Here is a 20,034-nt window from a genome sequence, read left to right as displayed (position 1 = left end):
GGCGGGCCTGCTCGCCGCCGGGATCCGGGCCTGGCGGGAAACAGCGCGCGGGAGCAAGGCGTTACGAGCCGTTCCTGATCCAGAATGATCGGAATCGGCCCCGGGGACGGGCGGCTGCGGGCGGACTCTAGCAGCGGGCGCTATCGCTTTGGTGTCACATCAGGGTCTCGCGGAACCGGATTCGCGCCGCGCGCGCCGCCCTAGCGCGGTCCGCCGCCGGCCTCGCGGCCGACGCCGCGCCGGCTGCGCAGGGCCCGCACGACGGGATTCAGGAGGCCGTAGCGGGCGCGCATCACCAGATGGGCCGTGCGGCCGAGGGAGAGGGCGTTGCGCGGCGCCGCCGCCCGGGCCGCGCTGAGACGGTCGAGGAGCTGCTCCGGGGTGCACGGCTTCATCGCCACCGGGTCGAGGTAGCGCGCGTAGAGGATCATGGCGCCCGCCACCAGCTCGTCCAGGCTCAGGCGGCGGCCGCGGTCGGCGCCCGGCGCGAGATCCTCCGACAGGCCCCAACCCGAGTAGAACGGCCGGCCGTGCGTCGCCACGGTCAGCCCGCGGATCAGGGCCTCGAACCCGGCGAGCGACGTCATGGTCTCGACGTGATGCACCCGGTCGAGGAGATCGACGATGCTGATGCCCCCCACGATCCGGTCGGCCAGGGTCAGGGCTTCCGGCTCCGGGATGATGCCGGGACGGAACCCGGCCTCCACGTCGGGATGCGGCTTGTAGAGCAGGAACGCGTCCGGGTTGCGCCGCCGCGCCGCCTCGAGCAGCGCCCGGTTCGAGCGGACCAGCGGCGAGCCGTGGCGCACCGAGGCGTCGTCCTCGACCTGGCCGGGCACGAGTACGATCCGCCGGCTCGACGGCCAGTCGAGTGCGGCGGCGTCGAGGCCGACATTGTACTTGCTGAGCCGGCGCGCCACGACCTCCTCGCGCAGGCGCCGCGCCCGGGCGACGAGGTCCGGGGTGAAGTCGGCCTCGGCGAGCAGCCGCTGCAGGCGGCTCTCCCGGCGCGGGTCGTAGTAGATGCCGAGGTCGTCCACCACGATGGAGGCGCCGGGCTGCAGGCTGGCACCGAGCCCGACGGAGCGCAGGAACCCGTCCTCGACCCGAGCCAGGGGCAGGCCGGCCCGCGCGCAGGCCTCCTCGAGCTGGCCCGGTGCCCGCGTCGCCCAGGCGAGGATGCGGCCGCCGTGGCGCTGCCCCGCGGCGACCGCGGCCTCGGTGGTCATGGTGTGGATCGGCCGGCCGGCGGGCCCCGCGCCCAGGACGTCGAGGGCGGGCCGCTTCCAGCGCGACATCCCGACATAGACCACCCGCCGGTCGTTCTCGGCGAAGCGCGCGGCGAGCCACGCCACCCGTTCGGCGCAGGCCGCGCGGTCGATCGTCGCCCGGCTCCAGGGGTCGAAGTAGTGGACGCCGCCCTCCCCGCCGAGCGGCGCGCCGTCGAGGGTGAGCCGCAGGGAGGCGAAGCCGGCCTCCGGCGAGTCGTAGGGGCTCAGGAGCGGCCCGGGCGCGACCACGAGCCGGCGCTGCCGCGTCAGCGCCAGCAGGCGCNTGGCGAGGCTGCCGGCGCTCCAGGCGGCGCCGACGGCGCCGGGGCGCGCCGGGCCGAAGGCGAGACCCGTCGCGGCCTCGATCTCCGCCCGCAGGCGGCGGATCGTGCGGCCGGTCGCGTAGAGCGACGGGGTCGGGTCAGCGGGCATGGTCGGTGTGTCCGGCTCCGGTCGGGTGAGGTGCGGAACAGGCCTGTAGCGCATTTTCGCCGGCATGGGATGGTGTTGCAACGCGGGGACAACCTGAGCGCGCGTCGCCGTCGCCACGTCCTGGAAAGGATTTGGACATATCGTCGCCGCGATTGGCACCCTAATCCGAAGGCTGAGCCGCAGGCGCGGGACCGTTGCAGACGGGCCACGCCGATGCGGAAACGCCATGCCGCGGCATGGCTTCGGATTGCGGGCCCGCCGGGCACCGTGCCACCTCAAGAGTCTCTCGCCGGCCCGGTTCATCCGGCCCAGGGTCAAGGACAGAAGCGCCGCGGAATGCAACAGCCCGCCCCCGACGCCCTCCGCGACCGCCCCGCGACCTTCCTCTTCCTGCAGGGCATCGCGACGCCGTTCTTCTCCGATCTCGGGAAGGCGCTGCGCGCGCGAGGACACTCCGTCCGGCGCATCAACCTCTGCCCCGGCGACTGGCTGTTCTGGAGCGGCGAGGCCGACAATTACCGCGGCCGCCGCGAGGCCTGGGGCGAGTATCTCGAGGCCTATCTCGACCGCGAGAGCGTGACCGACATCGTGCTGTTCGGCGATTGCCGGCCGTTCCACAAGGCGGCCCGCATGATCGCCGAGTATCGCGGCCTGCGGGTGCACGTGTTCGAGGAGGGCTACATCCGCCCGAACTGGATCACCTGCGAACTGGGCGGCGTGAACGGCTTCTCGTCCCTCCCCCGGACGGCCGCCGAGATCCGGGCCCTGGCCCGACGCCTGCCGCAGCCCGGCCGGGCGATGCCCTCCACGGGCGACATGGCCCGCCGCAGCGTCTGGGACGTCGGCTACAACCTCGCCAACGTCCTGTTCCCCTACCTCTTCCCGCATTTCCGCAGCCACCGGCCGACCCATATCGCGGCCGAGTATGCCGGCTGGATCAAGAAGTTCGCCCGCCGCGCCCATACCCGCCGCGAGGCGGCGCGCTGCGACGAGATCTACCGCGCGGTCGGCTGCGACTACTTCCTGCTGCCGCTGCAGCTCGACAGCGACTATCAGATCCGGGTCCACTCGCCCTTCCTCGGCGTCGAGGGCTTCATGGACCGCGTGATCAAGTCCTTCGCGGACGGCTCGTCGGCACCGACCCGGCTGCTGGTGAAGCTGCACCCGCTCGACAGCGGCCTGATCAACTGGCGCAAGTTCGCGCGCGCCTCCGCCCGCCGCCACGGCGTCAGCGACCGGCTCGACTTCATCGACGGCGGCGACCTGCCGGTCCTGATCAAGGGCGCGCGCGGCGTCGTCATCGTCAACTCGACGGTGGGGATGCTGTCCCTGGAGATGGGCTGCCCGACCCACGCGGTCGGCACCGCGATCTACAACATGGCCGGCCTGACCCATCAGGGCGACCTCGACAGCTTCTGGAAGAGTCCGACGCCGCCGGAGATGGACCTGATGGCGGATTTCCGCCGCGTGGTCCTGCACCGGACCCAGGTCAACGGCGGCTTCTTCTCCAAGGAGGCGATCGACCGGGCCGTGGCCGGCTCCGTTCCGCGGATGGAGGCGGCCCTGCCCGACTCGATGCTGGCGGCGGCGCGGGCGGTCAGCGCGGTGGCCGAGCGCGACGGCGAGCTCGCGCCGGTCTACTGACCGGAATCGCCGGCTCCCGGATCCGTCGCCGTTCGGCGGCGTTTGAAGCGGGTTTCACCGCCGGTGAGCCTTTCCCGGCCTTGATCTTTCCCCGCGCGGCGGCGTAACCCGCCCCATGCCCCGCATTCTGATCACCGGCGCGTCGAGCGGCATCGGCGCCGCGCTGGCGCGCCACTACGCGCAATCCGGCGCGAGCCTCATCCTGGTCGGCCGCAACGCCGAGCGGCTGGAGACGGTCGCCCGGGACTGCCGCGCCCGCGGCGCCGCCGTCGAGACCGCCCGTCTCGACACCCGCGACCGGGCCGCCACCGTGGCGCTGGTCCACCGGTCCGATGCCGAGGCCCCCCTCGACCTCGTCATCGCCAACGCGGCGGTGAACGGCGGGAACCAGGAGGGGCAGGTGGAGGCCGAGGACGTGGCTTTCGAGACCGCCGACATCAACTACACCGGCACGCTCAACGTGATCCTGCCGACCCTGACGCTGATGCTCCAGCGCGGGCGCGGTCAGATCGTGCTGCTGTCGTCGCTCGCGGCCTACGCGCCGCTCCAGGACGCGCCGGCCTACAGCGGCGCCAAGGCGGCCCTGGTCGCCCACGGCCTCGCCCTGCGCCAGAAGGTCGCGCCCCGGGGCGTGAAGGTCAACGTCGTCACCCCGGGCTACGTGAAGACGCCGATGGGCGGCGAGCTCAAGGGCTGGCGGCCGCTGGAGATCAGCGCCGAGGAGGCGGCCGTGCGGATCGCCAAGGGGATCGCGGCCAACCGCGACGTGATCGCCTTCCCGTACATCCTCACGGCGCTCGCCCGCACCGTGCTGCTCCTGCCGGAGAACGTCCGCAAGGCCGGCCTCTACGCCTTCCGGTTCCAGCGGCGGAAGCGGCGCTGATGGCGCGCCCGCGGATCGCGCTGTTCGTTCTGGAGGCGCTGCCGAACGCCCGCGCGGTGCGCCGGCTCGTCGCCGACCTCCGGGGCGACATCGCGCTGGTGGGGCTCTCGAATGCCGAGCGGCCGTCGAGCGGCGGCTTGACCGGCCAGATCCGGCGCCACCTCGCCCGCTCGGGCACCGGGATCCTGCCGTACCTCGCGGTCAATTTCGGCCTCCCGGACCTGCTGCGGCCCCTGGCACCCCTGACCCAGGCGGCGTCCGGAAGCGGGGACGCGCCGGAGGCGACGCCCCTCAGGACCCTGTGCCGCCGCCTCGGCATCCCGACCCTGACCGTCGACGACGTCAACGGTCCCGACGTCGCCCGGAGCCTGCGGGACGCGGCGCCGGACCTGATCCTCACCTACCATTTCGACCAGATCCTGAAACCCGAGACCATCGGTCTGGCGCGGCTCGGCGGCATCAACGGGCATCCCGGCCTGCTGCCGCGCCACCGGGGCCCGGTGCCGACGATCCACGCCCTGGCCGACGGGCCCGGGCAGTTCGGCATGACCCTGCACCGGCTGGCCGCCGCGATCGACACCGGCGCGATCCTCGCCCAGGAGGCGGTGGCGCTGCCCGAGGGCACGACCGCGACGCGGGCCTCGGTGGCGCTCCACGCCCACGGGCGCGCGATGCTCGACCGGCTGCTCGACGAGATCGCCCGGACCGGGGCGCTGCCGGAGGGGCGGACCGCGCCGGTTCTGCCGTACTGCCCGTTCCCGGACCGCGCGATGCTGGCCGCGCTGCGCCGCCGGGGCCTGCGGCTCACCGACGGGCAGGACCTGCGGGACGCGCTGAGCCTGTCCGCGCGGGCATCTTAACTCCCGGTTAAGGCTGTTCGGCAAGGACTCGGTCAGATCCTCGCCGTCGACAGGGCCCGCGCATGCCGGATACCAGCGCCCTCCACTCGGCCTCCGACGCCCTGGCCGCCGGCCGGCAGGTGCAGAGCGGGCGGATCCGCGCGATCTCCGAGAACCTCGCCAACGCCGACTCGGTGCCGACCACCCCGGGCGGTGCCCCCTACGCCCGCAAGATCGCGGTGTTCGCGCCCGTGGTCGCCGACAGCCCCGGCGACCCGGTCGGCCGGATCGTCCGCGACACGACCGGCTTCCGCACCCGCTACGACCCGACCAGCCCCGGTGCGGATCTGAGGGGCTATGTCCGCCTGCCGAACGTGAACATCGCGGTCGAATCGGCCGACCTGCAGCGGGTGATCCGGAACTACGAGCTGAGCCTGAGCGCCTCGACCTCGCTCAGCACGCTGACGCAGGCCACGATCAACCTGATCAGCTGAGCCGGCCGTGCCGCCGGCCGTAGCCGGCGTAGATCGCCAGACCGATCGCCAGCCAGATCGCGAGGCGGATCCAGGTGTCGGCCGGGAGCGAGGCCATCAGCGTGACGCAGGACAGGATCCCGAGCCCGGCCGTGAGCGTCGCCGCCGGCACGCGGAACGGGCGCGCCCGGTCCGGAGCGGTCCGGCGCAGGATCAGCACCGTCGCGCAGACGAGGCAGAACGCCAGCAGCGTGCCGATGCTGACGATCTCGCCCAGGACGTCGATCGGCACGAGCCCCGCCACGGCCGCCGTGAACAGCCCGATCACTAGCTGGCTCGCCACCGGCACGCGCGTCACCGGATGGACCCGGCAGAAGATCCTCGGGAGCAGGCCGTCGCGGGCGATGGCGAAGAAGATCCGGCTCTGCCCGTAGAGGGCGGTCAGCGCCGAGGTGGTCAGGCCGATCAGGGCGCCGACCTTGATGACCGTGGAGAAGCCCGACAGCCCGATCACGTCGACCGCCTTGGCCACCGGGTCGGCGACGCCCAGCTCGCGGTAGGGGACGAGGCCGGTGAGGACGGCCGCCATGGCCACGTACAGGATCGTGGTGATCAGCAGCGATCCGATCAGGCCCACCGGCGCGTCGCGCTGCGGCGCCCGGCACTCGCCCGCGGCCGTCGCCACGGTCTCGAAGCCCACGAAGGCGAAGAACACCACCGCGGCGCCGCGGAACACGCCGCTCCAGCCGTACGCGCCGAAGGTCCCGGCATTCTCCGGCACGAACGGGTGCCAGAGTTCCGGCCGCAGATGGGCCGCGCCGACGCCCACGAAGGCCAGGATGATCGCGATCTTGCAGGCGACGAGCAGCCCGTTGACCAGGGAGGCCTCCCGGGTGGCGCGCATCAGCAGGGCGCTGAGCAGCAGCACGATCCCGGCCGCCGGCAGGTTGACGACGCCGCCGTCGCCGGGTGCCCCGGCCAGGGCCGGCGGCAGATGCAGGCCGAACTCCGCCGCCAGGGACTGCGCGTAGCCCGACCAGCCCACCGCCACGGTCGCCGCCGCCACGGCGAATTCCAGGACGAGATCCCAGCCGATGATCCAGGCGGGGAGACGCCCGAGGCTCGCGCGGGTGTAGGTGTAGGTGGATCCCGCCTCCGGGATCATGGCGGCCAGCTCGGCGTAGCACAGGCCGACGAGGCCGCAGGCGATGCCGCCGATCACGAAGGAGAGGCTGAGCGCCGGGCCCGCGTACTGCGCCGCCGCCGTTCCGGTGAGCACGAAGATGCCGGCGCCGATCGTGGCGCCGAGGCCGATGGCGACGAGGCCCGGCGCGGTCAGGCTCCGGGCGAGGTCGCGCCCCGCCCCCGGCCGTTCACCCGTGGTCATCGCCGAGTCCGCCATCGCGCCCGTTCCCCCTCGCCCGGATCGTCACCCGGCACATTCCATGCCCGGACGGCGGCCCCGGCGGACTCGCCCGGGCCGGTCCCGCGCCCCACCGCTCCGGGCCCGGCGGCACCGTCGGGCGCGCCCGGGTCGCCCGCGCCGGACTGGGGCGGTGCGGCGCCCGCGCCGCCGATCATCCGGGTGTCGGTCCGGAACGCCCGGGCGACGAGGCCGCAGAAGCGGATGAAGGCGCTGCCCTGCGGGGTGATGACGTAGCCGTCACCCGCCCGCGCGACGTTGCCCGACGCCTGCTGCTCGGCGAGGCGCCGCTCCATCTGCCGGAACTCGCCGAGATAGACCCGCTCGAACACCGCCCGCGCCGCGTCCGGGGTGACGCGCTCCCCGGGGTGGGCGGCCATCTGACCGAGCAGGAACACGCTGATCGAGCGGTCGACCGTCACCGGCAGGATCACGAAGGCGCTCAGGTTCAGGGACAGCGACAGGACGCAGGCGCCGAGGGCGTCGCGCCGGCGCAGCCCCCAGGCCCGGCCGAGTCCAGCCAGGAGCGCGGTGACCCCAAGGGTCAGCAGGAAGGCGACCGCGAGCAGGATCAGGCCGCGGTAGAACAGGATCGTCACGCCCGACCAGAGATCGGTCTGGAACAGCAGCACGAAGCTCGCGAGGCCGAGGACGATCGCCGCGGCCTGCAGCAGCGCCTGCGCGCAGAGCCAGCGCAGGGCCTGCCCGGCCCGCGGGCGGGCGGGTGTCGTGGAACCGGCTTCAGTCATGGAGATCCTCGACCCGCAGGATCCGGACGCGCGGATCGGCGTAGACCGCGGGGCTGCGCCAGACCCAGGAATCCGGGCTGCTCCAGGGCGCGTCCTGCGCGGTGATGACCAGGGCGCCGATCCCGGCCGCCGCGGCGCGCCGCCGCACCGCGGCGCCGTCCAGGATGTCGCGGAAGATCGGCGCGACATCGGCGAGCCGCGCGGCCACGGCCTCCGGCGGCGCGCCGAACAGCCGGGCCTCCGCGTCGGCCACTCCTGTCGGCTGGAGACCGTAGAGCCCGAAATCGAACACCCGCCGCGGCACCGGCGATTGCTGCATCACCAGGTCCCGGGGCAGGTGCGTGCCGGCCCAGGTGTAGGCCGCGCGCAGCGACCGGTCGATATCGGGATGGCCGGCGAGGCGGGCGAAGGCGGGCCGGTCGGAGGCCGGATAGGCGCGCATCCCGACGAAGCCGTAGAGGGTCGTCGCGTAACCGAGGGCGAGCAGCGGGCCGAGGAGACCGGGGAACCGGAGCCGCCGCGCCTCGCTCAGGCGGGCCAGGGCCACGACGGTCCAGACCAGGGTCGCGACCTGCGCGAGCAGGACGACGCGCGCGCCGAGGTCGTTGTTGAGGATCGCCGAGCGCAGGAAGCCGCCGAGGAGCAGGCTGGCCGCCGCGCAGAGGGTGAGCAGTCGTCCGGCCTCGCGGCCGTGGGCCTCGCGGCGGGGCACGACGCGCCAGAACAGCAGCGCACCGGCGGCGCAGACGCCCAGCGCCGCGTAGTAGTTCAGCGGCAGGAGGATCAGGCGGAGCGCGCTCAGCGCCGGCTCGTCGACGAGGCCGTCGAGCGGGCCGAAGCGCCGGATCGAGAACCGGATCGGCGCGCCGTCGTCGGTCCGGTTGGCCAGAATGCTCATCAGGTAGGGGGCGGCCAGCGCGGCGCTGAGCAGGCCGGCAACGGCCAGCCGGCCCGCGGCGCGCCAGCGGCGCTCCAGGCCNGTGCCGAGGCAGACCCAGACGGACAGGCCCGCGCAGGCTGCGAAGGCCGGCCCCGCGACGCCGATCGCCGCGGCCTCCGATCGCCGGTCCGGCCGCGTCCGGTCCGCGACCTCCGCCAGGGCCAGGAGACCGAGCCATCCGGCCAGGGCGCCGGCGACGTGGTGCGGCACCCAGACCAGGGAGGCGGGCCAGTTGAGGACCTGCTCGTTGAGCCATTCCGGGATCGGCAGCCAGGTCCCGGAGGTCGCCCGGTCGGCGAGGACCAGCAGGATGTCGAGGCTTCCGGCCGGCAGCAGCAGGAGCACCGCGCGGCGCACGAGCCGGGGCGCGGCGTCCGCGACCAGGCCGGTCGCGGCGAGGAGCCGGTCGATCAGGCCGAGGAGCGCGAGCCCGGTCCAGAAGGCCAAGCCCGCGAAGGCGGTCCGGCCGTCGACCAGCCGCCCGCCCGCCGAGTCGACCAGGGCGGTGAGCGTGTAGAAGCCGTAATAGTAGCCCGCCCGCTCGGGCCGGGCGAAGAACGGATCCACCGGCGGCAACCCGTGCTCGACGATCGCGCGCGTGAGGGCGGCGTGCTTGACGAGGTCGATGATCGTCGCGGGGCGGTAGAGAGCGGTGCCGGTATCGACGTCGATCAGCGCGTAGGCCACGACGCCGAGCCAGAACAACGCGAGGGCGCGCGCCGCCCGGTCGCGGGAATCCCGCAGGTCGCGCAGGGCCGGCCGGAGCGCGACGAGCCCCGCGGCGCCGGTCGCGAGCGCCGCGACCGGGACGCCGGCCGCCTGGATCAGCAGGCTGTCGAGGGCGGGCAGGAGGCCGATCCCGAGGAGCGCCCCGCACAGCAGGCGGTCGCCGGGCGCGAGCGTGCGGAATCCGAGGATGCCGGTCAGTCCGCCCAGGGCGTAGCCCGGCAGGAGCACGAGGGGGATGCCGAGCAGCGTCGCGACGACGACGCCGCACGCATCCGAGAAGGTGCCGTTCATCGCCGGGCCGCGTCGCGTGAGCGGCTCCGGGTAGCACGGGGGCGTTAACCGTTCTTTGGACGAGCCCGGACAGCCGCGACGCGCCACCGCTGCGGCCCGCCCGGCTCGGGACTGGCATAACCGTCGGTTTCGTGTATGGATCGCGCGGCCTCGACCCGGGTTGCCGGGCGGGGCTTGAGCCGCTTGGCGCTGTGACCGTGCTGGACGACATCCCGGCACCGGCCGAACGCCGAGCCCGCGCGCGCCCGTTTGGGGCGCCGCATCCGACCAGCACAACCCGAAAGGCACGCGATGTCGATCACGGCAGAGCGCAAGACCGCGCTCATCAAGGAACACCGCAAGGACGCCAAGGACACCGGGTCCCCCGAGGTCCAGGTGGCGATCCTCACCGAGCGGATCACGAACCTGACCGGCCACTTCAAGACCCACGGCAAGGACAACCATTCCCGCCGCGGACTCCTCAAGCTGGTCTCGCAGCGCCGCTCGCTGCTCGACTACGTCAAGCGCAAGGACGAGGCCCGCTACCGCGCCCTCATCGAGCGTCTCGGCATCCGCCGCTAAGGCGCCCCTCGCGCGGTTCCGGGCCCGGCCCGGGGCCGCGTTTCACCATCACGGGCTGCCGGAATGGGTCCGGCCTCCCGACAAGCGGGCCGCTTCGAGGCGCCAGCGTCGGGGCAGGATCGCGAGACACTTCGCCGAGGATGTTCCGGCGCAGTGTCTCGCCGTCTTGCCCCCGGGCGGCGCCGGGCTTGGGCCCGCCGCAGGCAAGGAAGAGATTGAGAATGTTCGACGTTCAACGCGAAGAGCTGATGTGGGGTGACCGCAAGCTCGTCCTGGAGACCGGCAAGGTCGCCCGTCAGGCCGACGGCGCCGTCATCGCCACCTACGGTGAGACCTCGGTGCTCGCGACCGTGGTCGCCGCCAAGGAGCCGAAGCCCGGCATCGACTTCATGCCGCTCACCGTGAACTACCAGGAGCGCGCCTACGCCGCCGGCCGCATCCCGGGCGGCTACTTCAAGCGCGAAGGCCGTCCCTCCGAGAAGGAGACGCTGGTCTCCCGCCTCATCGACCGCCCGATCCGCCCGCTCTTCGTCGAGGGCTGGCGCAACGATACCCAGGTCGTCGTCACCGTCCTGACCCACGACCTCGAGAACGATCCCGACATCGTCGCGATGGTCGCGGCCTCGGCGGCCCTGACCATCTCGGGCGTGCCGTTCATGGGCCCGATCGGCGGCGCCCGCGTCGGCTACATCAACGGCGGCTACCGGCTGAACCCGCTGGTCACCGAGACCAAGGAAGAGTCCAGCCTCGACCTCGTCGTCGCCGGCACGCAGGACGCGGTGCTGATGGTCGAGTCGGAGGCCAAGGAGCTCTCCGAGGAGGTGATGCTCGGCGCCGTGATGTTCGGCCACAAGCACTTCCAGCCGGTGATCGAGGCGATCATCCGCCTCGCCGAGAAGGCCGCCAAGGAGCCGCGCGACTTCAAGGCCCCCGAGAACGCCGACGTCGAGAAGGCGGTGCTGGAGGTCTGCGAGGCGGAGCTGCGCGCTGCCTACACCAAGACCGTCAAGCAGGAGCGCTACGCCGCCGTCGACGCCGTGAAGGCGAAGGTGATGGCCGCCCTCTGCCCCGAGGGCGCCGAGAAGTTCCCGGCCGAGAAGGTCAAGGCCGCCTTCAAGGAGGCCCAGTCGAAGGTGGTCCGCTGGAACATCCTCGACAGCGGCGCCCGCATCGACGGCCGCGACGTGAAGACGGTCCGCTCGATCCTCTCCGAGGTCGGCGTGCTGCCCCGCGCCCACGGCTCGGCCCTGTTCACCCGCGGCGAGACCCAGGCCCTCGTGGTCGCCACCCTCGGCACCGGCGAGGACGAGCAGTTCATCGACGCGCTGGAAGGCACCTACAAGGAGCGCTTCCTGCTCCACTACAACTTCCCCCCCTATAGCGTCGGCGAGACCGGCCGGATGGGCTCGCCGGGCCGCCGCGAGATCGGCCACGGCAAGCTCGCCTGGCGGGCGATCCGCCCGGTCCTGCCGCCGGCCCACGAGTTCCCGTACACGATCCGCGTCGTGTCGGAGATCACGGAGTCCAACGGCTCGTCCTCAATGGCCTCGGTCTGCGGCGGCTCGCTGTCGCTGATGGATGCCGGCGTGCCGCTGCGCCGCCCGGTTGCGGGCATCGCCATGGGCCTCATCTTGGAAGGTGAGCGCTTCGCGGTCCTGTCCGACATCCTCGGTGACGAGGACCACCTCGGCGACATGGACTTCAAGGTGGCCGGCACGGACGAGGGCGTCACCTCGCTCCAGATGGACATCAAGATCGCCGGCATCACCGAGGAGATCATGAAGATCGCCCTCGCCCAGGCGAAGGACGGCCGCGCCCACATCCTGGCCGAGATGGCCAAGGCCCTGACGGCGGCCCGCCCCGAGCTCGGCGAGTACGCGCCGCGCATCGAGACGATGCAGATCCCGACCGACAAGATCCGCGACGTGATCGGCACCGGCGGCAAGGTGATCCGCGAGATCGTCGAGAAGACCGGCGCCAAGATCAACATCGAGGATACCGGCGTCGTGAAGATCGCCTCCTCGGACGGCAAGGCCATCAAGGCCGCCTACAACTGGATCCGCTCGATCGTGGCGGAGCCGGAGGTCGGCGTGATCTACGACGGCACGATCGTGAAGTGCATGGAGTTCGGCGCCTTCGTGAACTTCTTCGGCGCCAAGGACGGCCTCGTCCACATCTCGGAGCTCGCCGCGAACCGCGTCGCCAAGGTGACGGACGTCGTCAAGGAAGGCGACAAGGTCAAGGTCAAGTTCCTCGGTCAGGACGACCGCGGCAAGATCCGCCTGTCCATGAAGGTCGTCGATCAGCAGACCGGCGAGGACATCACCGAGAAGGTGAAGGCACAGCGCGACGCCGAGCGGGCCGAGCGCGGCGACGAGCCGCGCGAGCCCCGCGAGGGCGGCCGCCACCGCGGCGAGCNGGCGGCCGCCACCGCGGCGAGCGCCGCCGCGAGGCGGGCGAGTAAGTCGCGCGAACGAACGCGCCGGCTCCGGCCGGTGCGGGACTTCCGACACGGGCGCGGTCCTCAGGGGCCGCGCCCTTTTTCGTGGTGCCGCCAACCAGGCCGTCCCGGTTCCTCGGTCGGGAACGGGGCGCCGTATCCCGCGTTCCCCGGCGACTTCCCAACCGGAGACCCTCATGGCCAACGACATGATGCACGACATCTTCAGCGGGCAGCCGAACCTGTCCACCACGGAGCGCGCCGTCTCGGTGGCGCTCGGGCTCGGGATCGCCGCTGCGGCCGCGCAGCCCCGGCCCAACAAGCTCCTGAGCCTGCTGGCGCTCGTGGTCGGCGTCGGGCTGGCGGTGCGCGGTGCGACCGGCCACTGCGCCGTGAAGGCTGCCTCCGAGCATCTCTGAGCCCAAGCCGTTCGAGGGCCCCAACGCCACCGTCTTTGCGAGCGCTGCGAAGCAATCCAGGCAGCGCGACGTTCGACATCGTCGCGCTGCCCTGGGTCACGTCGCTACGCTCGTGATGACGGAGGAGCGCTCGAGTGGGCGCTCTCCACCGGAATGCGGCAGACCGACAATGAGAAAGGGGCGTCCCGCGGGGCGCCCCTCGTCGTATCAGGACCTGCCGGGCGGATCAGTAGGTGGTGGTGCGGCGGCCGGCGATCAGGCCGTAGATGAACAGCACGACCACCGCACCCACGATCGCACCGATGAAGCCCGCGCCCTGGTTCGGCCCGTACCAGCCGATCGCCTGACCCAGGAAGGTCGCCACGAAGGCGCCGACGATGCCGAGGATCGTGGTCAGGATGAAGCCGGCGGGCTCGTTCGGGCCCGGCATGAGGAACTTGGCGACGACGCCGGCGAGAAATCCGATGATGATGGTCCAGAGAATACCCATGACTGACCCCGAGGCGTGATTGTCGATGGCGGCAGAACGCTTCGAGGCCCGCGACGGTTGCCCGCACCCCGGCTGCCGATGACGATTTTCCTCGGGTTCCCGCGGCGCGTGCGCGCGCAGCCCTTTACGGCCAGGCCGGCGCGACGGCAGATACGCCGGTTCTCGAGGATGTGGAGACGGGTATGGACATTCAGCGGATCGAGCCTGGCAAGCGGATGTCGCAGGCCGTCACCTTCGGCGACATGGTCTACCTCGCCGGGCAGGTCGCCTCCGACACGGTCGGCACCGGGGTCACGATCCAGACCCAGCAGATCCTGTCGGAGATCGACCGGCTCCTGGCCGCCGCCGGCAGCGACAAGGCGCGGATCCTCTCGGCCACGATCTACCTCGCCGACATCGCGACCTTCGCGGAGATGAACGCCGCCTGGGACGCCTGGGTCTCCCCCGAGAATCCGCCTGCCCGCGCCACCGTCGAGGCCAAGCTCGCCGCGCCGGAATACCTGGTCGAGATCGTGGTCGTGGCCGCGAGGAGCCGGTGAGCGGCCCGCGCCGGACCCTCCTGGCGGCGGCCGCGGCCGTCCTCGCGGGAGGGCTCCTGGCGATCCTGCCCCTCGTGCGGCCGGCACCGGCCGCCGAGGAGCGGGTCGTCAACATCTACAACTGGTCGGACTATATCGACCCGCAGGTGCTCGAGGCCTTCACCCGGGAGACCGGGATCAAGGTCGTCTACGACACCTACGACAACAACGAGATCCTGGAGACCAAGCTGCTCGCCGGCCGGTCGGGCTACGACATCGTCGTGCCGTCCGGGCCCTACCTGCAGCGACTGATCCGGGCCGGCGCCTTCCTGCCCCTCGATAAGTCCAAGCTGAAGAACCTCGGCAATCTCTGGCCCGAGGTGACCAGCCGGCTGGCGGCCTACGATCCCGGCAATACCTATGCCGTCGACTACATGTGGGGCACGACCGGCATCGGCTACAACGTCGCCGCCGTGCGCGAGCGCCTGGGCGCCAACGCGGCGGTGAATTCGTGGTCGGTCGTCCTCAATCCCGCCTCGGCGAACAAGCTGAAGGAGTGCGGGATCATGATGCTCGACAGCCCCGAGGACCTGATCCCCAGCATGCTCCCGGCCTTCGGCGCGAAGGCGGATTCCAAGCGCTGGGACGACATGACCCTGGTGACCGACGCCCTCTACAAGGTGCGCGGCGCCGTGCGGAAGTTCCACTCGTCGGAATACATCCAGGCGCTGGCTAACGGCGATATCTGCCTGGCCGTCGGCTATTCGGGCGACATCATGCAGGCCAAGCGCCGGGCCGAGGAGGCCAAGAACGGGATCGACATCGCCTACGTCGTGCCGAAGGAAGGCGCGCTGATGTGGTTCGACACCTTCGCGATCCCGAAGGATGCCGCCCACCCGGCCGAGGCGCTGGCCTTCATCGACTACATGATGCGGCCAGAGGTGGCGGCGGCCAACACCAACTTCGTGTCCTACGCCAGCGGCAACCTGGCGGCGAAGAGGTTCGTGAAGCCCGAGATCCTGAGCAATCCCGGCATCTATCCGGACGAGGCGACGATGCAGCGCCTGTCCATCAACACCGCCTGGGACGACCGCACCCAGCGCTTCGTCACCCGCCTCTGGACCCGGGTCCGCACCGGGCGCTGACGCGAATCGGCGCCGGAGGGCTCCGTCAGCGTTCCGGATCCACCGGGATGCCGCTGCGGGCGAGCCACGCGCGGACCGCCGCGCGGGTCTCCCGCCCGGAATCGTTCAGCAGGCGCTCGGGCGTGGTGAAGAAGTACGGCTGGAAGGTCTTCCGCTGCGCGTTGCGCAGGGTCGGGTCGATCCCGGCCTCGAGCAGCCTCAACACCCAGGGATTGGCCGCGCCGACCTGCGCCGCCACGTGCAGCAGCGAGTTGCCGGTGGCGTCGACCCGGTTCGGGTCGGCGCCGGCCCGCAGCAGCAGCGCGAACTGCGCCTCGCGGCGGTTCTGGACGGCGCGGAACAGCGGCGTCCACTGGCCGCGCGGGCTCACCGGGTCGACCGGCGCGCCGTGCCGCAGCAGGATCTCCAGGTAGGTCGGGTCCTCCACCATCGCCGCCATGTGCAGCACGGTCTCCTGATCGAGCCCCCGCACGGACGGGTCCGCGCCGGCGTCGAGCAGGGCCACCACCGCGCGCGGCCGCGCGTTCCAGACCGCCCATTCGAGCAGGGTGAGGTTCCGTTCGCCGCGGAGGGAGAGATCCAGGTCGGGTGCCAGCGCGGCGATGCACGCCACGTCATCGCGCGCGACCGCTGCGGCGAGCGCCGCGAGAGGGGACGCCGCGAAGGCGCCGCGATTGTCCCCGGTCGGGATCTCCATGACGGTTCGCTCCTCGACGCCGCCTGATTCGGCGCTGCGTGACGCGGGCCATGTGATCGAGAAAGACAGGGGTGCGGCAAGAGCCGTCCTGGGAAGACTATCCCGCAGGTGTCGCCGCGGGGTGACTCGGCAGCGAATGACGGGCGTGAGAAACGCCATCGCCGCGGACGGGTCGAGACCGTCCGCGGCGATGCGCGTCGAGGCCGGGATCGGCGCTCTAGTGCTTCAGATCGTCCGGAACCTTGCCGCCGTTCTCGGCGAGCTTCTGCATGACCTGCTTGTGCAGCCAGATGTTCATGCTGGCCGAATCGTCCTTGTCGCCGGTGTAGTGGAGCTCGTCGGCGAGCTGCTTGCGCGAGGCGAGGCCGGAATCGAGGCCCAGCAGCTTCATCAGGTCGACGATGGAGTGGCGCCAGTCGAGCGTCTGCGGGTTCTTCTCGGCGAGGCCGGTGAGCACCGCCGCGACGTCCACCGGCTCGCTGCCGATCACCCGGTTCCCCAACATCGACATCCCGATCGTCTCGGTGACGATCACCCAGTCGGGCGCGGCGCCCGCGGAGCTTCAGACCCAGGNGAGGGCGTGCTGGTGCCGGCCGGGCCGCCGGAGCCGGCGGTGGGCGCGGGGGCGGCGTCCGCGGTGCCGCCACCGAACGGATGGAGGATCTTGCTGACGATGCTGCCGAGGAGGCTCATGGATCCGCTCCGATAAACGAGGCCCGATCTCCGCGCCGGGCGGCCATTCAACTGGCTGTGAGCCTGGGCGTTCCGCGATCCGGCGGGCTCGGGACGGTCGGCGCGGCGGCGCTCGGAGCGTTCAGGATGCTGCCCACAGGGCGGCGACGAGCGCTGTCCGCTCCGCCGCGAGCGCGCCGTCCGGGACCGGGCGGCCGGCGCGGGCGTACCAGTAGCGCGCGTTGCCGTCATCGCCCTCGATCCGGTGGAGATGGGCGTGGACCCAGGCCGCGTCGGGCCCGCCTGCGTCCTGGACGAGACGGTGCGCCCGCTCCCAGGCCGCGGAGGCCGGGCCGGACGCGTCCCGGGCGAGCCACCAGAGTGCGGCGAGCGGGGCGGGCCAGCCGGTCGGCGGCTCGGACCCGGTGAGTGTCGCGGCGAAGCTGGCGGGCAGGTTCTCGGTCATCGCTGTCTCCTTCCGGGCAGTTCAGCGGCCGGCGGCGCGCTCCGGCTGCCAGCGGCCGCGGCGCTGGCGGGCGGACCACGCGTAGCGCGCATCGCCGTCGAGGCGGTCGAGGTGGTCGGAGAGGCGGTTGCGCTCGAGCCACGACAGGGCCGCCTCCAGTTCCGGGAGGGTCATGGTCGCGCGGCCCTTGCCGAGCACGCGCTTGAGAACGGCGTTGTAGCGGTGCGCGAGATTTCCGCCGCGGGGCACGCGCAGGGAAGTCTCGTCCTCCACCGCCTGGGCGGCGACGGCGGCGGCGAGCCGCTGGCGCAGGGTTCGCTCGCTGACGGAGGGCGGTTCGGGCGCGGGCGCCGCGGGGCCCGGTCCGGGAAGACGCGGTCGGAGCAGGGCGTAGCGCATGCCGATCGCGTTGCTCTCCAGGGGTGTGATCCCGCCCGGCTCGTCGTCGCGCCAGCGGGTCCGCTCGGGCACGACGGCGCTCGCCGGCCGCTCGCGGGGCGGCCGGACGCTGCTGCCCTGCTCGGTCTCGAGTTCGAGGCGGAACCGCGCGAAGAGCGGGTCGTCGGGGTGGAAGATCAGCGCCTGCTGCCCGTCGTAGGGGCCGGCATGGGGATCGACCCGGGTGGCCCGGGCGAGCATCTGCTCGAGCCAGGGTCGGGAGCGGATATGCGTCAGGGCCGCGACCACCGCGACCTCCGGGGCGTCCAGACCCTCGTAGGCCATCGCCACCGTCACCAGCACGGCCGGCTCCGGCGTGAGCCGGAACGCCGCCAGAGCCGCGTGGGCGTCGCCCTGGCCGGAGGTCGCGAGGCGGACATCGCGCGCGCCCTGCCCGGCCGGCATCCAGTCCCGCAGGGTCGCGAGGTAGGCCCGCGCGCTCGCCTGATCGGGCGCCACCACGAGGAGCTTTCCGAGACCCCGGGCCGGCTCACCGGGCGGGAGATCGCGCTCGGCCCGGCGCCGGGCGCGCAGGCGCTTGGTGGCGAAGAACGCCTCGCTCAGCAGGTCGCGGGCGAACCCCGTTCGCAGGGCGGTGAACAGCGCCGGCCGGGTGGTGATCCGGACCGCGCCCGCGCCCAGCCGGTGCGGCCCGACGCGCGGGCTGTCGCCGGCGATCCGTCCGCCTTCCAGCCAGCTCGCCTCGCCGTCGATGGCGCCGAACGTCACCGGCAGCACGGCCCGCTCGGCCAGCGCCTGCGCCCGCGAGTAGCCGATGACCGCGAGGCCGGGGGCGTCGAGGTCGAGGTCCGGACCGCGGCCGGGCGCGGCGGGCTGGTAGGGCAGCCCGAGGATCCGACGCCCGTCGGCCCGCTCCAGCGTCCCGGACAGGTACAGGCGCACGGCCGCCGCCTCCATGACGGGCAGCATCGCGCGGGACCACGCCCCGGCTTCGGCGTCCTCCGCGGCGGTCTCGTCGGCACCCGGGCGGCCGGGGACCGGCAGGTGATGGACCTCGTCGACCACCAGGAGGGTGCGGTGCGCCCGCGCCTCCGCGAGGTGGAGCGCCGGGGCTGCGGCGACCGCCTGATAGGTGGTGACGTAGCCGGCCAGACCCCGTGCCGGGTCGCGCTCGTTGTCGGCGGCCCGCACGCTGAGGGCGTGCCCGAGGGCCGCGCGCCAACGCGGGTCGGCGAAGGCCTCCTCGGCCTGCAGCCGCAGGGAATCCCGCGGCACCACCCAGACCACGCGCTCGACGAGCCCCGCGGCGATCAGCCGGTGCGCGGCGATGACCGGGAGCAGCGACTTCCCGCCGCCGGGGGTGACCGCGGCCAGGATCTTCCGGACATGGGCCGCCTCCCCGCTCGCCATGGCCGCGACCAGGGCCATCAGCGTGCGCTGGTGCGACCTCAGGGACGGGGCGGGACGGGTCAAGGGCCGACGAAGCAGGGCGACATCGGCACACCGTGGCCGATCCGGATTCCTTTGTGAATCCCCGGAGTCGCGGAACGTTCGCGTTTTCGTCCCGGCGCCGGAGCCGCGGGCGCCGCGAGGCCGGACCCGGCGGGATGGGGCGCTTCGGGACGCGCCGCCTTCCGGATCGCGGCGCTTCCGAGCGAAACCGCCCCGCTCTCCACGATTGCCGCACCCGACGGGCCGGATCGGTGCACCATAAGCGTTGACACCCGGCCCACCCCTCACCATAAGGGCGCCGCGGGCGATGCCCGCCTTGGGGGAATGTCCCGAGCGGCAAAGGGGGCGGACTGTAAATCCGCTGCGTAAGCTTCGTAGGTTCGAGTCCTACTTCCCCCACCAAGTTCTTCCCGATCCCGTCAGCCTTGTTTCGCCAGCGCGGCCTCGATGCGCGCGGCCGCGGCGGCGGAGAAGCCCTTCCCTTCGAGACTCTGTCCCGCGGCCGCCTGGCCGGTGAGCGAGCGGCGCTTGGCCCCCGGCAGATGCGCCCGCCGCAGCGCGTGGCTGTCCCGGTGACTAGCATGGGTGATCGCGATGGCCAGCGCGTCGGCGGCGTCCGCGACGCGGAACTCGGCCTTCGGCAGAAGGAACCGGACCATCGCCTGGATCTGCGCCTTCTCGGCGTGGCCGGAGCCCGCCACGGTCTTCTTGATCAGGTTGGGGGCGTACTCGAACACCGGCAGCCCGGCGAGGGCTGGCACGAGCAGTGCCATCGCCCGCGCGTGGCCCAGCTTGAGCGTCGCCTGGGCGTCCTTGTTGACGAAGGTCTCCTCCACAGCGACCTCGTCGGGCCGCACGGCCTCGACCACGCGGCCGATCCCCTCGAACAGCTCCCGCAGGCGCAGCGCCAGCGGGAGCTCGCCGTCCGAGGTCACGACCCCGCAATCGCCGTAGGTGAGTTTCGTGCCTTGCGCGGTGATCACGCCCCAGCCGGTGCGGCGGAGTCCGGGATCGATGCCGAGAATGCGGACGGGGCTGGTCATGGGGCTCCACGGCTCGGTGAACGGCCCGAGGCTGCCGTACGTATCGTGAACGCTCGGT

Annotated in this window: 18 protein-coding genes, 1 tRNA gene and 1 pseudogene; 10 read left to right on the top strand and 10 right to left on the bottom strand. The window is 72.5% G+C overall.

Annotated elements, in window-relative coordinates:
- Positions 1-200: 200 nt before the first annotated feature.
- A complete protein-coding gene (locus MMR14E_RS09870; RefSeq protein WP_331313926.1) occupies positions 201-1,703 on the bottom strand; it encodes a capsular biosynthesis protein in 1,503 nt (500 codons plus the stop codon).
- Between the two features lie 336 nt (positions 1,704-2,039).
- Between MMR14E_RS09870 and MMR14E_RS09865 the strand changes: the two genes are divergently transcribed.
- From MMR14E_RS09865 to MMR14E_RS09850, 4 genes are all read left to right on the top strand, one after another.
- Positions 2,040-3,347, top strand: a complete 1,308-nt coding sequence (locus MMR14E_RS09865) for a capsular biosynthesis protein (protein ID WP_331313924.1) — start codon at positions 2,040-2,042, stop codon at positions 3,345-3,347.
- Between the two features lie 115 nt (positions 3,348-3,462).
- Positions 3,463-4,230 carry an SDR family NAD(P)-dependent oxidoreductase gene (locus tag MMR14E_RS09860; protein ID WP_331313922.1) on the top strand — a complete coding sequence of 256 codons (768 nt, stop codon included), beginning with the start codon at positions 3,463-3,465 and terminating at the stop codon, positions 4,228-4,230.
- Entirely contained in the window at positions 4,230-5,090 is an 861-nt protein-coding gene (locus MMR14E_RS09855) for a formyltransferase family protein (RefSeq protein WP_331313921.1), read from the top strand. The genes MMR14E_RS09860 and MMR14E_RS09855 overlap by 1 nt, the downstream gene beginning before the upstream one ends.
- Before the next feature lie 62 nt (positions 5,091-5,152).
- Positions 5,153-5,563, top strand: a complete 411-nt coding sequence (locus MMR14E_RS09850; RefSeq protein ID WP_331313919.1) for a flagellar biosynthesis protein FlgC — start codon at positions 5,153-5,155, stop codon at positions 5,561-5,563.
- Here MMR14E_RS09850 and MMR14E_RS09845 read toward each other — a convergent pair.
- Genes MMR14E_RS09845 through MMR14E_RS09835 form a run of 3 tightly spaced genes read right to left on the bottom strand, consistent with a single transcriptional unit; the run spans position 5,556 to position 9,674 of the window.
- Positions 5,556-6,944 carry an amino acid permease gene (locus tag MMR14E_RS09845; RefSeq protein WP_331313917.1) on the bottom strand — a complete coding sequence of 463 codons (1,389 nt, stop codon included), beginning with the start codon at positions 6,942-6,944 and terminating at the stop codon, positions 5,556-5,558. The two genes, MMR14E_RS09850 and MMR14E_RS09845, sit on opposite strands and share 8 nt — an antisense overlap.
- Positions 6,926-7,714: a hypothetical protein gene (locus tag MMR14E_RS09840; protein ID WP_331313915.1), complete on the bottom strand. Its 789-nt coding sequence runs from the start codon at positions 7,712-7,714 to the stop codon at positions 6,926-6,928. The genes MMR14E_RS09845 and MMR14E_RS09840 overlap by 19 nt, the downstream gene beginning before the upstream one ends.
- Positions 7,707-9,674, bottom strand: a complete 1,968-nt coding sequence (locus tag MMR14E_RS09835) for a hypothetical protein (RefSeq protein WP_331313913.1) — start codon at positions 9,672-9,674, stop codon at positions 7,707-7,709. Before MMR14E_RS09835 ends, MMR14E_RS09840 begins: the two co-directional genes overlap by 8 nt.
- Before the next feature lie 291 nt (positions 9,675-9,965).
- Here MMR14E_RS09835 and rpsO point away from each other — a divergent pair, with 291 nt between their 5' ends.
- The 3 genes and pseudogenes from rpsO (at position 9,966) to MMR14E_RS09820 (ending at position 13,094) form a co-directional block, all read left to right on the top strand.
- Positions 9,966-10,235 carry a 30S ribosomal protein S15 gene (rpsO, locus tag MMR14E_RS09830; RefSeq protein WP_012317943.1) on the top strand — a complete coding sequence of 90 codons (270 nt, stop codon included), beginning with the start codon at positions 9,966-9,968 and terminating at the stop codon, positions 10,233-10,235.
- 221 nt (positions 10,236-10,456) lie between these two features.
- Positions 10,457-12,595: pseudogene (gene pnp, locus MMR14E_RS09825) on the top strand (polyribonucleotide nucleotidyltransferase); the annotation flags it as partial.
- A gap of 277 nt (positions 12,596-12,872) precedes the next feature.
- A complete protein-coding gene (locus tag MMR14E_RS09820; RefSeq protein WP_020093742.1) occupies positions 12,873-13,094 on the top strand; it encodes a YgaP-like transmembrane domain in 222 nt (73 codons plus the stop codon).
- 226 nt (positions 13,095-13,320) lie between these two features.
- On the opposite strand, the gene MMR14E_RS09815 is transcribed toward MMR14E_RS09820, so the two are convergent.
- Positions 13,321-13,584, bottom strand: a complete 264-nt coding sequence (locus tag MMR14E_RS09815) for a GlsB/YeaQ/YmgE family stress response membrane protein (RefSeq protein ID WP_331313912.1) — start codon at positions 13,582-13,584, stop codon at positions 13,321-13,323.
- A gap of 182 nt (positions 13,585-13,766) precedes the next feature.
- On the opposite strand from MMR14E_RS09815, the gene MMR14E_RS09810 reads away from it, so the two are divergent.
- Together MMR14E_RS09810 and MMR14E_RS09805 are read left to right on the top strand one after the other, a co-directional pair.
- On the top strand, positions 13,767-14,123 hold the full coding sequence (locus MMR14E_RS09810) for a RidA family protein (RefSeq protein WP_331313910.1): 357 nt from the start codon (positions 13,767-13,769) through the stop codon (positions 14,121-14,123).
- Entirely contained in the window at positions 14,120-15,247 is a 1,128-nt protein-coding gene (locus tag MMR14E_RS09805) for a polyamine ABC transporter substrate-binding protein (RefSeq protein WP_331313909.1), read from the top strand. Before MMR14E_RS09810 ends, MMR14E_RS09805 begins: the two co-directional genes overlap by 4 nt.
- Positions 15,248-15,272: 25 nt before the next feature.
- On the opposite strand, the gene MMR14E_RS09800 is transcribed toward MMR14E_RS09805, so the two are convergent.
- The 4 genes from MMR14E_RS09800 to MMR14E_RS09785 all read right to left on the bottom strand — a co-directional run bounded on the left by MMR14E_RS09800 (position 15,273) and on the right by MMR14E_RS09785 (position 18,954).
- Positions 15,273-15,944, bottom strand: a complete 672-nt coding sequence (locus tag MMR14E_RS09800; RefSeq protein WP_331313908.1) for an ankyrin repeat domain-containing protein — start codon at positions 15,942-15,944, stop codon at positions 15,273-15,275.
- 217 nt (positions 15,945-16,161) lie between these two features.
- A complete protein-coding gene (locus MMR14E_RS29210) occupies positions 16,162-16,449 on the bottom strand; it encodes a DUF3597 domain-containing protein (protein WP_419539326.1) in 288 nt (95 codons plus the stop codon).
- Between the two features lie 309 nt (positions 16,450-16,758).
- A complete protein-coding gene (locus tag MMR14E_RS09790) occupies positions 16,759-17,082 on the bottom strand; it encodes a hypothetical protein (RefSeq protein ID WP_331313907.1) in 324 nt (107 codons plus the stop codon).
- Between the two features lie 21 nt (positions 17,083-17,103).
- On the bottom strand, positions 17,104-18,954 hold the full coding sequence (locus MMR14E_RS09785) for a DEAD/DEAH box helicase (protein ID WP_331313905.1): 1,851 nt from the start codon (positions 18,952-18,954) through the stop codon (positions 17,104-17,106).
- A gap of 297 nt (positions 18,955-19,251) precedes the next feature.
- Here MMR14E_RS09785 and MMR14E_RS09780 point away from each other — a divergent pair.
- Positions 19,252-19,335: transfer RNA gene (locus tag MMR14E_RS09780), tRNA-Tyr, on the top strand.
- 17 nt (positions 19,336-19,352) lie between these two features.
- Here MMR14E_RS09780 and ruvC read toward each other — a convergent pair.
- A complete protein-coding gene (gene ruvC / locus MMR14E_RS09775; RefSeq protein WP_331313903.1) occupies positions 19,353-19,976 on the bottom strand; it encodes a crossover junction endodeoxyribonuclease RuvC in 624 nt (207 codons plus the stop codon).
- Positions 19,977-20,034 lie beyond the last annotated feature (58 nt).

Origin of the sequence: Methylobacterium mesophilicum (assembly GCF_036441335.1) — a bacterium.
In the GTDB taxonomy this organism is placed as follows: domain Bacteria; phylum Pseudomonadota; class Alphaproteobacteria; order Rhizobiales; family Beijerinckiaceae; genus Methylobacterium; species Methylobacterium mesophilicum_B.
This window is presented reverse-complemented; position numbering and strand designations above follow the sequence as displayed.

Excerpts from the sequence above, each read along its gene's own strand:
- MMR14E_RS09840 (WP_331313915.1), bottom strand. The coding sequence starts at position 7,714 with ATGACTGAAGCCGGTTCCACGACACCCGCCCGCCCGCGGGCCGGGCAG.
- ruvC (WP_331313903.1), bottom strand. The coding sequence starts at position 19,976 with ATGACCAGCCCCGTCCGCATTCTCGGCATCGATCCCGGACTCCGCCGC.
- rpsO (WP_012317943.1), top strand. The coding sequence starts at position 9,966 with ATGTCGATCACGGCAGAGCGCAAGACCGCGCTCATCAAGGAACACCGC.
- MMR14E_RS09850 (WP_331313919.1), top strand. The coding sequence starts at position 5,153 with ATGCCGGATACCAGCGCCCTCCACTCGGCCTCCGACGCCCTGGCCGCC.
- MMR14E_RS09810 (WP_331313910.1), top strand. The coding sequence starts at position 13,767 with ATGGACATTCAGCGGATCGAGCCTGGCAAGCGGATGTCGCAGGCCGTC.
- MMR14E_RS29210 (WP_419539326.1), bottom strand. The coding sequence starts at position 16,449 with ATGTTGGGGAACCGGGTGATCGGCAGCGAGCCGGTGGACGTCGCGGCG.
- MMR14E_RS09845 (WP_331313917.1), bottom strand. The coding sequence starts at position 6,944 with ATGGCGGACTCGGCGATGACCACGGGTGAACGGCCGGGGGCGGGGCGC.
- MMR14E_RS09860 (WP_331313922.1), top strand. The coding sequence starts at position 3,463 with ATGCCCCGCATTCTGATCACCGGCGCGTCGAGCGGCATCGGCGCCGCG.
- MMR14E_RS09800 (WP_331313908.1), bottom strand. The coding sequence starts at position 15,944 with ATGGAGATCCCGACCGGGGACAATCGCGGCGCCTTCGCGGCGTCCCCT.
- MMR14E_RS09815 (WP_331313912.1), bottom strand. The coding sequence starts at position 13,584 with ATGGGTATTCTCTGGACCATCATCATCGGATTTCTCGCCGGCGTCGTC.
- MMR14E_RS09855 (WP_331313921.1), top strand. The coding sequence starts at position 4,230 with ATGGCGCGCCCGCGGATCGCGCTGTTCGTTCTGGAGGCGCTGCCGAAC.
- MMR14E_RS09790 (WP_331313907.1), bottom strand. The coding sequence starts at position 17,082 with ATGACCGAGAACCTGCCCGCCAGCTTCGCCGCGACACTCACCGGGTCC.
- MMR14E_RS09820 (WP_020093742.1), top strand. The coding sequence starts at position 12,873 with ATGGCCAACGACATGATGCACGACATCTTCAGCGGGCAGCCGAACCTG.
- MMR14E_RS09865 (WP_331313924.1), top strand. The coding sequence starts at position 2,040 with ATGCAACAGCCCGCCCCCGACGCCCTCCGCGACCGCCCCGCGACCTTC.